Origin of the sequence: Carboxylicivirga caseinilyticus, from assembly GCF_050589785.1 — a bacterium.
GTDB lineage: Bacteria > Bacteroidota > Bacteroidia > Bacteroidales > Marinilabiliaceae > Carboxylicivirga > Carboxylicivirga caseinilyticus.
The window spans coordinates 90,619-103,522 of the sequence record NZ_JBNGOX010000018.1 but is presented as its reverse complement, the minus strand read 5'-3'; the positions used below and the strand labels follow the sequence as shown (position 1 = coordinate 103,522).

General features: G+C 34.8%; 10 protein-coding genes. 4 read left to right on the top strand and 6 right to left on the bottom strand.

Annotation, left to right across the window (positions count from 1 at the left end; genetic code table 11):
* Window positions 1-102: 102 nt before the first annotated feature.
* The gene (locus tag ACRD62_RS11110; protein ID WP_430820182.1) at window positions 103-1,845 is read right to left on the bottom strand and encodes a response regulator; all 1,743 of its coding nucleotides are present in this window, start codon (window positions 1,843-1,845) and stop codon (window positions 103-105) included.
* 282 nt (window positions 1,846-2,127) lie between these two features.
* On the opposite strand from ACRD62_RS11110, the gene ACRD62_RS11105 reads away from it, so the two are divergent.
* Both ACRD62_RS11105 and ettA read left to right on the top strand, forming a co-directional pair.
* Window positions 2,128-2,985, top strand: a complete 858-nt coding sequence (locus tag ACRD62_RS11105; RefSeq protein ID WP_430820181.1) for a hypothetical protein — start codon at window positions 2,128-2,130, stop codon at window positions 2,983-2,985.
* A gap of 15 nt (window positions 2,986-3,000) precedes the next feature.
* Window positions 3,001-4,689, top strand: coding sequence for an energy-dependent translational throttle protein EttA (ettA, locus tag ACRD62_RS11100; RefSeq protein WP_430820180.1), 1,689 nt, complete (start codon window positions 3,001-3,003; stop codon window positions 4,687-4,689).
* Here ettA and ACRD62_RS11095 read toward each other — a convergent pair.
* On the bottom strand, window positions 4,686-5,804 hold the full coding sequence (locus ACRD62_RS11095) for an adenylate/guanylate cyclase domain-containing protein (RefSeq protein ID WP_430820179.1): 1,119 nt from the start codon (window positions 5,802-5,804) through the stop codon (window positions 4,686-4,688). The genes ettA and ACRD62_RS11095 overlap by 4 nt on opposite strands.
* Window positions 5,805-5,945: 141 nt before the next feature.
* Here ACRD62_RS11095 and ACRD62_RS11090 point away from each other — a divergent pair, with 141 nt between their 5' ends.
* Window positions 5,946-6,410, top strand: a complete 465-nt coding sequence (locus tag ACRD62_RS11090; protein WP_430820178.1) for a WbuC family cupin fold metalloprotein — start codon at window positions 5,946-5,948, stop codon at window positions 6,408-6,410.
* Between the two features lie 80 nt (window positions 6,411-6,490).
* Here the strand turns inward: ACRD62_RS11090 and ACRD62_RS11085 are convergent, their stop codons facing one another.
* The 4 genes from ACRD62_RS11085 to ACRD62_RS11070 all read right to left on the bottom strand — a co-directional run bounded on the left by ACRD62_RS11085 (window position 6,491) and on the right by ACRD62_RS11070 (window position 11,193).
* Complete coding sequence (locus ACRD62_RS11085) at window positions 6,491-6,667, bottom strand: hypothetical protein (RefSeq protein WP_321407848.1); 177 nt, start codon at window positions 6,665-6,667, stop codon at window positions 6,491-6,493.
* Window positions 6,668-6,802: 135 nt separating this feature from the next.
* Window positions 6,803-7,453, bottom strand: coding sequence for a response regulator (locus tag ACRD62_RS11080; protein WP_430820177.1), 651 nt, complete (start codon window positions 7,451-7,453; stop codon window positions 6,803-6,805).
* Complete coding sequence (locus ACRD62_RS11075) at window positions 7,450-9,465, bottom strand: tetratricopeptide repeat-containing sensor histidine kinase (RefSeq protein WP_430820176.1); 2,016 nt, start codon at window positions 9,463-9,465, stop codon at window positions 7,450-7,452. The genes ACRD62_RS11080 and ACRD62_RS11075 overlap by 4 nt, the downstream gene beginning before the upstream one ends.
* Window positions 9,466-9,597: 132 nt before the next feature.
* Window positions 9,598-11,193, bottom strand: coding sequence for a T9SS type A sorting domain-containing protein (locus tag ACRD62_RS11070; RefSeq protein WP_430820175.1), 1,596 nt, complete (start codon window positions 11,191-11,193; stop codon window positions 9,598-9,600).
* A 201-nt stretch (window positions 11,194-11,394) separates the two neighbouring features.
* Between ACRD62_RS11070 and hisS the strand changes: the two genes are divergently transcribed.
* A complete protein-coding gene (gene hisS / locus ACRD62_RS11065; RefSeq protein WP_430820174.1) occupies window positions 11,395-12,759 on the top strand; it encodes a histidine--tRNA ligase in 1,365 nt (454 codons plus the stop codon).
* Window positions 12,760-12,904 lie beyond the last annotated feature (145 nt).

Here is a 12,904-nt window from a genome sequence, read left to right as displayed (position 1 = left end):
TCCCTTTTAGGGGAGGTTTGGTGGGGTATAATGAAAGTAAAGTTACAATTTGAAAGATTCCTTATTTGCAGAATCACTTTTTGGACACCCTCTTTGTTTTTGTTACGAGCTTAGATGCTGTTTGATCTTTTTAATTAGATCTTCCGGTTGAAAAGGCTTACTGATATAGTCATCCATTCCAACAGACATACACTTTTCTTTGTCTTCAGGGAATGCATTAGCAGTTACAGCAATAATAGGAGTATGTGTTCCTGTACTCTTTTCAATTTCACGAATTTTCTGAGTTGCCTTAAAACCATCCATAATTGGCATCTGAACATCCATCAGAATAAGGTCGTATTTGGCCTTACCGAACTTATCCAATGCTTCTTTTCCGTTAAAGGCAACTTCAATTTTCTGCACCTCATTTTTGATATACAGAATAATGATTTGCTGGTTTGAGAAGTTATCTTCTACCAATAAAATATTGGCATCAGCCATATCAACTTTTGGCTTAAAGTAGTTGCCACTTTGTTTGGTAGGTTCAATAATCGAGTTAATGGATTGACTCTTTAAATTTTCTTTGAAAGAAGCCGTAAACTCAAATGCTGTATTAACCGATCCCGGGTAAATATCGAGTTGGTTACCATCCATTTCAATAATCTTTTGGGTAATACCTAATTCCAAAAGATTGATGTATTTATTGGTGTTAAGTCGAATGATTTCTCTCGAGTAAAAAGCCTCCTCTTTCAATTCTTCTTTGGGTAACGGAACAATAGTATTGCTAACTATTCTGAATTTAAGAACCAGTTTGTTGGGTAACGTTTCTTTGCGGGTAACTTCAATGGTAACCTGTTTATTTTCAGATTTATTGTATTTTAAAATGCTGTTTAGAAGGTTAAGAAATATCTGTTTGATTTTTATACTGTTACCGATAACATTATTCGGAATGTCAGCTGATAGTGAAATGTCAAACTGCTTTTTGTCGTTTTCGTCCTGAAAGAGTTTGATTGTATTGTTGATGGTTGAGTATAAATTAAAACTTATTTCTTCATCAGGTATCTGACTGAAATTGGTTGTGGTGGCAGCAACCATGCTGTTAACCACATTCACCAGATTGTTTGAAGATGCATGAATTGTATTGATATAATCTCTTTGATCATCGCTGAGGTTAGTTTTTTCAAGTATGTCAATTATACCGGTAATATTACTTAGGGGAGTTCGAATCTGATGTGATAGTTTTGATATCAGTTCTTCCTGCGTCTTGTTGAAATTCTGAGAATTCAACATTCTTAATTCTTTGTTTAAGATAATCTCAGAAAACGAATGATGAACAGCATATCCAACAATGATCATGGCAAACATTACCCCTGAATACATTATTTTTTGAGGTAAAGAATACTTATGAACCAACGGTAAAATATTACTCAACCCGAAAAGGTAACCAACTACAATGAGAAAGAATATAAGCGAAATGATGGTGCCTTTATTCTTTCCTATAAGTGAGAATATAAATGTAGGGAAGAGAACAATCCATATAATACTCAAGCCTGTACTTCCTCCAAAGACTATCAGATAAAGAAAAATGAGAATGGCAAAAAATGCAAATGAATTTCTAATGCCAATTGAATGGGCTTTACGACCCAGATATAGAAAATGAAATCCAAAAATAAGACTAAAGATCAGCAGTGGTATTGCATAAAATGTCTGATCTGTTAGTAAAGTGAAAATCCCATCAACAAAAACAACCATGAAAAGTATGAAATAAATCAGATTTCGCATCATGATTGGGGTTTGTTCTTCAATATCAGCTTTTTCCTCTCTGTCGAAAACAAATAACGAAAGTATTTTATTTAGTAATATCATTTTCAGTGTAATAAATTTCTTAACCCTAAATATATAAAAAACTGCTGTAGTTAAGTCGCCAATAAATTATTAAGGTTAGATATAGGAAACTTTAATATAGCTAACAAATGTATTTAATTGTTATAGATAAAGAAACAAAATTTCGAAAATTAAAGAAGTGTTCATATGGTAAGTTTTTATATATGGATGCAATATTTTAGATAACTTTGTGTATATATAAGTAGATCACAGAAGATAATTAAAGCTGCTGATGACACTCAAATTATACCTAAAAGAAATTAGATGATGAAAAGGACTGCTTTATTAATTTTGTTAGTAGTCTCTGTATTTGCAGAGATAAACGCCTCGAACGATCACTTACCAACAAAAGAAGACTACAAAGCTTTTTTAAAAAGTAAAACATTGGTTGTAATGGATACCAATCCAATGAGTGACTTTAATTTTAAAATAAAGGAGGTGATGAAAGATGTATGGAATCTTACCGATTATGAATTCATTACTCAAAAAGAATTTGAAGAAAAAGTGGGAGATCCGTCTTATTCGTTTCTTTTATCAACTACCGTAACTTTTTCGATGGATAAAACAAAAGCGCGTTATACATTCTTAAGTTTGTTGATGGGCAAGCCTGAAACAGAAGTCAGAGATTTACCTGATTTGTGTTCCATTCCATTGTCTTACTTGAGGGTCGAGGATGATAGCTATGCATACAAAATGGAAGTATTTGTTCGTTTTATTCAGGATCATGTAAAACTGATGAATGCTCAACCTGAATTAATAAAGGCTAATGTATTTAAGTATTACAATAAGAATATTGAATCGCTTAAGAATAAGACACTTTATTTGGTTAAGGATGATCTGTCTCCAGATGTAAATTCTATGTCAAAGTTGCAAAAATATTACCCTTATGATGTGAAAATTGTAACACAGGAGGATATTGAAGAAGTCTTAAAGAAAAGAGATCCAAATGTTGTAATACTGCATAAGGTGGGTCCGGAAGGTACAAAATATAAAGCCAGATGCTATAAAATACTGGTTGGTGCAGCAGATTCACGGTTTTACTATTTCGATTATCATATGGTAAGTTCTAAAAGACCTGATGGTTTGTTAAATAGTGATCTGAAGCAAATGGGTTCGAGATAAATTAATAATCAAATAATGTCAGACGATAAAAAGATCATATTTAGTATGGTGGGAGTCAGTAAGACTTTTCCGCCACAAAAAAAGGTATTGAATAATATCTATCTCTCATTTTTTTACGGAGCTAAAATTGGAATCATTGGATTAAACGGTTCTGGTAAATCAACGCTTCTAAAGATTATTGCCGGGGTTGAGAAAAATTACGAAGGAGACGTTGTTTTTTCACCAGGTTATTCTGTTGGATACCTTGAACAGGAGCCTCAGTTGGATGATAACAAAACTGTTAAAGAAGTTGTACAGGAAGGTGTTCAGGAGATTGTGGATATTCTAAAGGCATATGAAGCCGTTAATGAGCGATTCGGAGACCCTGAAGTTTTGGAAGATCCGGATAAGATGCAGGCATTGATGGATGAACAAGCTGCTTTACAGGAAAAGATCGATCAGCATGATGCATGGAATCTTGATACTAAGCTGGATAGAGCAATGGATGCTTTGCGCTGCCCGCCCGAAGATCAGAAGATTAGTGTGCTATCTGGTGGAGAAAAACGTAGGGTTGCCCTTTGTCGATTATTGCTGCAGGAACCGGATATTCTGTTATTGGATGAGCCAACCAACCATTTGGATGCTGAATCGGTACAATGGTTAGAACAACATCTTCAACAATATAAAGGGACCGTTATTGGGATTACGCACGATCGTTATTTCCTTGATAATGTTGCAGGTTGGATACTGGAACTGGATCGTGGTGAAGGCATTCCATGGCAGGGTAATTACTCTTCATGGTTAGATCAGAAAACCAAGCGATTGGCGAATGAAGAAAAACAGGCTTCAAAACGTAGAAAGACTTTAGAACGAGAATTGGAGTGGGTGCGAATGACACCAAAAGCTCGTCAGGCAAAGAGCAAAGCTCGTTTAGGTGCTTACGACAATTTACTTAATGAGGATGTTAAAGAAAAGGAACAGAAACTTGAGATTTTCATTCCTAACGGACCTCGATTAGGTGATAAAGTTATAAATGCTCAAAGTGTTGCAAAGGGATTTGGTGATCGTTTGTTATTTGAAGATCTGAATTTTACTCTGCCAAAGAACGGAATAGTAGGTGTGATTGGCCCCAATGGTGCAGGTAAAACAACCTTGTTCCGGTTAATTATGGGATTGGAAACTCCTGATGCAGGTACTTTTGAAGTGGGCGAAACGGTTAAAACAAGTTATGTTGATCAGTCACATGATGATATTGTACCCGGTAAGACTGTTTATGAAGTGGTTTCAAAGGGTGAAGAGACAATAAAAATGGGAGGTAAAGAATTAAATGCACGTGCCTACCTTTCCCGATTTAATTTCTCAGGTACTGACCAACAAAAGAAATGTGAAATTCTCTCGGGTGGTGAACGAAATCGTTTACACCTTGCTATGGCATTGAAGGAAGAAGGAAATGTTTTATTACTCGATGAGCCAACCAACGATATTGATGTAAATACACTTCGTGCTTTGGAAGAAGGATTGGATGACTTTGCCGGATGTGCTGTAGTTATATCTCACGACCGTTGGTTTCTGGATCGCGTAGCAACTCACATTATGGCATTTGAAGGAGATTCAAAAATTTATTTCTTTGAAGGTTCGTATACCGAATACGAAGAAAACAAGAAGCGGCGATTGGGTGATGTTACACCACATAGAATCAAATATAAAAAACTGATAAAAAATTAGTTCAATAAAAACAAGGGGTTGCTTATCGAAGTGGCCCCTTTTTGTTTAGGACTGATATCGTTACTTATGGTTCTATGAATATAATACATAGGTATGGTTCCCTTTCCTTTAACCTTTCTTGCAGTACGCGTTACAATGTGATAGTAATCCTTTACTTTCTTTTGAATCTCCTCTGAAATGTTTATTTGGTCTGGTTCGCAGGCATTTTGCATTCTGGCTGCCATATTAACTGTTTCGCCAAATATATCAAACGAAAGATTGGTTGTACTTACCGAACTACATATTACATCACCGCTGTAGAGACCAATTTTAATTTCCCATTGAATTGAATTTGTTTGGTTTCTTTTTGAGATGGCCTCTCTTAGTTTTATGGCTGTTTTTACCCCTTGTAGTTCTGGATTTTCTAATTCGTGAAACATTCCACACACGGCCATGTAGGCATCACCAATCGTTTTTATGCGTGTACAAAACTGAGATTCAATTACTCTGTCAAATTCCTTGAATATTTCCTGTAGTTCACGTAGTAAAGTACCATGAGACATTTTACCTGATTTAGATGTAAAATCTACCATGTCGACGAACAAAACAACTGTATTACGATACCTTTTGGGAGATATTGAGCCATATTGTTTTACTTGAGCTAAAATTGGTGCAGGTAAAATAGATCGCAAAATAGTGTCGTTTTTATGATTCGACAGCATTAACTGATTGCGTTGAGCTTTTAAATCTTTAATCTGAGAAGATATTGCTAAAGAAGATTTTATGCGGGCTATTAATTCAGTTTCTTCAACTGGTTTTTTGACATAGTACATCGCACCGGCTTCAAAAGCCAGTTTTATGTTGTCAGATGCGTCAGATGCAGACAGCATTATTATTGGAGTGTCTGAGGTAAGTTCATTTCGTTTGAGCTTTGAAACAGCCTCCAATCCATTCATATTAGGCATTTCCCAATCCATCAGAATCAAATCTGGCAAATGACGCACAGCCTGTTTGCAGGCTTCCCTTCCGTCATTGGCAGATAAAATCTCAGCATCAGGAATACTCCTTTCAACAATGTCGCTTATAATTGCCAGCATTGTTGCAGAGTCGTCTACTATTAAAATTTTAGTGCCCATTAATGCAAATATCTATATTATTCCCCTGTGCTTTATTACGTTTAAATATAGGATTTGTTGATTTAACTTTTGTAGAATTAGCTTTTGTTTTGATGAAGCATTGTATTTTTACTGTCTAAGAATGTAACCAATGACTAACGTATGATTATTAATGACGAATTATTAAAGCCGGTTATTGAGGAATCAAGGAGCAATAACAGGAGAAGGAAGAATTATAATTTTCATAAAGTTTTGGAAGATCCATTGCAACGAATGTTGAATGTTTTGCAACCTGACAGCTATGTTCAGCCTCATAGGCATAAGAATCCGGATAAACGTGAAGCTTTTATTATTCTAAAGGGAAGATTGTTGGTTATAATATTTAATGATGAAGGAGGCATATTGGATTCTGCTGTGTTGGACAATGCAACAGGGGCATACGGGTATGATATTGATGCAGGAATTTTTCATTCAATCATTGCCCTTGAACCCGATACAGTTGTTTATGAAGTTAAAGACGGACCCTATTTCCCATTAGATGATAAAAATTTTGCTTCCTGGGCTCCTGCTGAAGGAGATGAAAATGCTTTAAGCTATAATGAAGAATTGAAGACGAAACTTTTATAAATCATTCATTCTAAATTAAATAGATAAAGTGCTTATGGTTTGATAAGATCATAAGCACTTTTTTAAAGGTATCTCTATACTTATTTCGGTTCCCAAAAACAGCGTTTTGGTGAAGTGATTTTTTCTTCGGCTTTCAATGTTTTCATTGCATTATCAACTTCTTTTTTGTCTAATCCACTTAACTCAGCAATTTCACCTGCTTTTAATGGTTTCGCCGCCTTTTTCATGGCATCCAGAACTAATTGTGTTGTATCCATTTTCTAAAATTTACGTTTGTTATTTAGATTTATTAAGTCTGTAAATTGAATTTAATAAGATCCATTTGCTAACAGTTTTATTGCTTATAGGTTTAAATAATTTCTTGAAAAATTCAAGAAATAGAAAAGTGAAGATTAGACATCAAAAGAATGGTTTTGGTTAGATTCTTTAATTGCATAATTAACCAAACCTACATTCGACTTAATATTAAGCTTTTTATGAATGTTTTTGCGATGAGTATCTATGGTAAATTTGCTAATTTTAAGTTGCTGAGCAATTTCCAGCGTACTCCTTCCTTTTGCTATTAATTCAAGAATTTCGTTTTCTCGTTTAGTAAGTCTACCGGTTTCAGTATTTGTTCTCTGTTTTTTCCAGTCCTCTACTTTTATAGGTAGTTTTTTACTAAAATAATAATCTCCGCAAATAACAGTTTTGATTGAGGTAAGGAGTTCTGTTCGTTCAACATTTTTGGTAATATAACCTTTGGCGCCTGCATCAAGCATTTCAATAACATCAGCACTTTGATCATACATCGATAAGGCTAAAACCGGTATTTCAGGAAAGTTTTTTGTAAGAGCCCTGGTTGCGGTAACCCCATCAATAATTGGCATACGTATATCGGTAATAATCAAATCAGGTGCCATTCCGTTTTCAATACATTTAATTAATTCGAATCCATTAGTTGCTTCGGCTATTACGCAGATTTCCTTTTCGGGTGCTAAAATTGATTTAATTCCGTCAATAAATAATTGGTGATCATCGGCGATGATTATTTTTATACTCATAAAGGTACTTTTAGAATAATAGTAGTTCCATTGTTCACTGCCGAGTCAATATTGTATTGCCCGTTAAGTTTGTCAATCCGCTTTTCGATATTTGTCAAACCATATCCTATTTTAATTTCATCAATATCGAATCCAATACCATTGTCTTCAACCATCACAACCAACTCATTGTTATCTATTGAAAATTGAATGATACATTCTGATGCTTTTGCATGTTTTATAATGTTTGTTAGTAATTCCTGAATTATTCTGAATAGTTGAATCTCAATGGTTGAGTTTATATTTATATGGTCATCAATATCCACATTAATAACTTCAATTTGCAATTGGTTACTCTCTGATATCTGATTTGATATGGTTTGGGTTGCTGTAATCAGACCTTTGGCAATTAACGCATTGGTATTTTTGTTGTGCGCAATTTTTCTGATTTCCTGATAAGTATCTTCCGATAAAGTTTGCAATTGCTTCAATTCAGGTTTTATATTATGAATATTCTCATAAGGCAATGCTTGTATTCCTTCTATATATAATTTTAGAGTGGCAATTTTGCTTCCCAAATTATCATGAAGATCGTTTGCAATGCGACTACGTTCCTTTTCCTGAGCATCAATAATGGCATCTATACCTTGTAATTCTTGTCGTTTCAAGATTTGTTCAACTTCTTGTTCCTTAATTTTTAACTCTTGTTTGATGAGTAGTTGTTTGCGCTTAGTCCATATTTGGTGGATATATCCAAATAGTAAAGAAAGAGTCAGCAATGCAAGTGCAATAAAGAGTAAAATGCGATTTCGGTTTCGAGCAATGTTTATCTCCAGGTTGGTTACTTTGAGTTCAGATAGCTCGCGCTTAGCTTTTTGAGTTTCGTACTTGGTTTGAATCTCATTAAATATCTCCTGGTTCTTAGCATTCAATAGGCTGTCATTAAGAGATCGGGATCGTTCGGTATAATCCAATGCTTTTGAAAACTGATTCAATCCTTTATAGCATTCAGCTATTTGGTCATAAGCGAAAATCAGTTGTTTACCATTCACTTTTTGTGCTACCAGATTATAGTAAAACAGAGCTTTTGTATATTCTTTGTTTTTTAAGTGAATATATCCCAGATTCCCTTGTGTAACTTCGAGCCCCGTTATCAGATTTAGTTGTTCTTTTAAAGCAATTGTTTTGTCCAGATAGTATTTAGCTTTTTCAGGATCTTTATCTAAGTATATACTTCCCAAATTATTGTAAATAATTGATAGAGACCGTTTATTGTCTTGTTTTTGGGCTAATTGTTCTGCCTCCAAATTGTATTTAATGGCAGTAATCGTATCGCCAACTTTAAAATATTGGGCTGCAAGATTTGGCAAAGTTATTAGTTGATACTGAGTCAGGTTATTAGTCTTAAAAATATTTAAAGCCTTATTACTAAACTCAATAGCTTTATTGTAATTCCCAAGTTCTGCCATTGCGCTGGCAATATTGCTGTAACATTTGGCAGCATTCAGATCATCCTGTACTTCTTCAAAATATGCAGCACTCTGAGTTAATATTTCAATTGTTTGATTGTAATTTCCTTGTCGTAAATAAATAGCCCCCAAACTAATGTCAACAATAGAAGCCCGATCAGTATTACCTGTTTTTGTTAGTAGATCTTTTGTTTTTTCAAAATAATAGATGGCTGAGTCGAGTTGTGTTCGATAGAAATAATTGCGACCCAGCTGATTATATGTTTCGGCAAGAATCGAATCGTTTGATTTATATTGCAGAGCATTAAGAGCATGTTTCCTCCCAAGATTTAAGTCGATACGCTCATAAAGTTTTGAGAGCTGAAGATTGGTTTTGGCTAGATCAAATTTGTTTGTGCAATTTTTTAACTTCGATTGTAAACTGTCAATTTCGTCATTATTGGCATATACAAATAAAGGAAGCAACAGAAGTAATGCAAATAGGAGTTTTATTCTAAATAAGAAAAGTGAACTTAATTTAAATGAATGGACAAACTTATAGTGGTTTTGAGGTTTTGGTTTCATCGATTGTCCTTTTATTCAAATGTAATGATTCTGAATAATGAATTCAAGTGTTTGACAAATAGAGGTATATAAACCGCGTTGACTTAAATTAGTGCAACGCGGTTCGAATTTTACCCCGTTCCTTATCAATCACTATTCAATAATTATCTTTTCAACTAAGGAGGTTTTCTCTGTTGTTATTCGTAGTAAATAATACCCTTTTTTATAAGATGATAGATCAATACAAGATTCAGAATTGCTGAAGTTATAAATGTTTATAGTAGATCCTTTTAGATTTAATACTTCAACCTTTTTGATCCCTTCAGCTGAAATAAAAACTTTTCCTTTTGTTGGATTTGGGTAGACTAAGGTTTTTGGCACTGATGATGATTCATTTCCGGTTGATAATGAAAATATAGCTGTAAGATTTATGTTTGAAGTCATATTTTGTATTGTAATAGGATTTTCAGTTGAAAATGAAGTGCCGTCTTCAGCTTGCCATTCTATAAATTGATACGAAGCATTGGGTATAGCTTCAACAGTTGCCGCATCATCGGCTCGTTTAATAATTTGATTTGTTTCTCCACTAATACTTCCATTTCCATCTGTTGCAAAGTTTAAATTATAACCAAATTGCCATTGAAGATAGGGACGTGGATTCGCATCATATTCGGGTACTGTTTTAATAATCCATGTGTTGTCAAAATCCCATTCTGAAAAGTTATCAGCATCGGCAAACATTGATGTCTCATAACCAATTGGTGTTTGTGAATTTTCGTCAGTAGCAATGGCATTTGAAACTCCAGTTGTTTCAGTATCGAAATAACAATTTGTTGCAGTTGATGCTCCTTCATTTGATCCAATGAAGCCAGCCGTTGTATAGGTTCCACTCACTGTACCTGTCGCATAGCAGTTTTTAATTGAGGCCACTGTTGTTGTATTCGAATAATTTCGACCTGAAAAAGCCGCTACCCATTCATATCCTGCCACCGTTGCATGACTAAAGCAGTCTTCAATTGTTGAAGTGTGATTTTGGGCAGCCAATCCTCCAAACGATTTAGCTCCGTAGCCTCCTGTACTGTTTACGATGTTAAACGAAAAGCAGTATTTCATGATAGAACTGCCTACCAAACTACCCATTAAACCACCTGTAAAACCATATCCTGTTCTTACTTCTAGGTTGGTATAACAGTAAGTAACTTCGCTTGAGGTGGTTGCCATGCCAATTAATCCTGCTACAGTATTGCCATTAGCTCCTTGTACTAACCCGCCAACTGCATTGCAATTACTAATGATTGAACTGTTTGCATATCCGACCAAAGTAGCAGTGTATTCTTTACCTTTCACAAGGCAATTTTCCATCACTACATTAATGATTGTAGCATTTATAACATAGCCAAATAAGCCTCGGTAATCTGTATATTGAACATTACAGGTCAATCCGCTAATGGAATGATTATGCCCGTTGAACGAACCCGTAAAATTATTGGTTTTATTACCAATAGGTGAAAACCCATTATTGCTATTCCATGTTGAAGTTGCACTTGCGTCAATGTCATCGATTAAGATAAAGTGTTTGTCCCAGTCGGCAACCGTTTCGGAAAGTGTTTTTAATTGATCAAGATTGGCAATCTGAAATGGATTGTTTTCTGTGCCGTCACCGCCTGCGTATTCGATGGCAGTGGATTTTTCAGAAAATGCAAATGAAAGCAAACTGAATAATGCGATAAGGGTAAAAAGTTTGTTCATAATAAATGGAATTATAATTAACATAACTCAAAGGTATGTGTATGTATATGTATTATAAATACCTAATAGTAGGTATTCGAACTTGTTATAGTTCATGATGATTAAAAAAAACCGTAATACCTTTTCAGCTTAAATATTAAGTTTCGATTAGCTTTAGTATCTTTGCAGCTCAATAAATTACGATAATAACGAAACAATAATATGGCTCAGAAACCAAGTATACCTAAAGGTACCAGGGATTTTTCGCCTGTGGAGATGGTGAAACGTAACTACATTTTCGATACGGTAAAATCAGTTTTTCAGAAATATGGGTATTTGCCGATTGAAACACCTGCTATGGAAAATCTTTCTACTTTATTAGGTAAATATGGCGAAGAAGGAGATAAGCTGCTATTTAAAATATTGAATTCTGGCGATTATCTTAGTAAAGCTGATGCCGGTTTGTTGGCCGAAAAAGAATCAAATAAGGTAATATCTCAAATAAGTGAGAAAGGACTTCGTTATGATTTAACAGTTCCTTTTGCCCGTTTTGTGGTGCAGCACCAAAATGAAATTACATTCCCATTTAAGCGTTACCAGATTCAACCTGTTTGGAGAGCTGATCGTCCGCAAAAAGGTCGCTATCGCGAATTTTTTCAGTGCGATGTCGATGTGGTTGGAAGTAACTCATTATTGAATGAGGTGGAGTTGATTCAGATTGTTGACGAAGTGTACCAACTGTTAAACATTAACGTGGTACTAAAACTGAACAATCGTAAAGTGCTTTCGGGTATTGCTGAAATTATTGATGCTTCTGATAAGATTGTTGATATTACAGTTGCGATTGATAAGCTCGATAAAATTGGTTTGGAAAAAGTAAATGAAGAATTGACTTCAAAAGGTTTATCAGAAGCGGCTATTCAAACCATTCAACCAATTATCATGTTGAGCGGAACAAACAGAGAGAAAGTAGCCAAGTTGCGTGAAGTATTGGCTGCATCAGAAATTGGATTGAAAGGTGTTGATGAACTGGAAGTGGTGTTGAATTATCTGGATGTTCTGAATCTCGATTTAGAAGTAGAGTTGGATCTTACTTTAGCGCGAGGATTGAATTATTATACTGGAGCAATATTTGAAGTAAAAGCCAAAGATGTGGCTATTGGAAGTATTACAGGTGGTGGTAGATATGATGATTTAACAGGAATTTTTGGTTTGAAAGATGTTTCAGGGGTTGGAATTTCGTTTGGAGCAGATCGTATTTACGATGTAATGAACCAATTGGAATTATTCCCAAAAGCCGATGGAGCAAAAACCAGAGCTATGTTTGTGAATTTTGGTGGTGAAGATGAATTGTATGCGCTGGGAATACTTACTCAATTGAGAAAAGCCGGAATAAATGCAGAGTTATTCCCTGATGATGCAAAGATGAAAAAACAGATGAATTACGCCAATAAAAAAGAAATTCCATTTGTGGTGTTGACAGGTGAAGAAGAGCGTCAGGCTGGAGTAGTGACTTTGAAAAATATGGAAACAGGAGAACAGAGTAAATTGGGTGTTGATGAATTGATAAAAGTCATCAGCATCTAAATAAGAAATTAAATACATTTGCGGATAAAGTAAACAGTTGCTTTATCCGCTTTTTTATGGGTAGAATTTTAAAAAACAGCAGACTTATTATTAGTTCTTTTGGTGGCGATATCCGTTGCCCTTGAGATATTTCCTTCTTATCTTA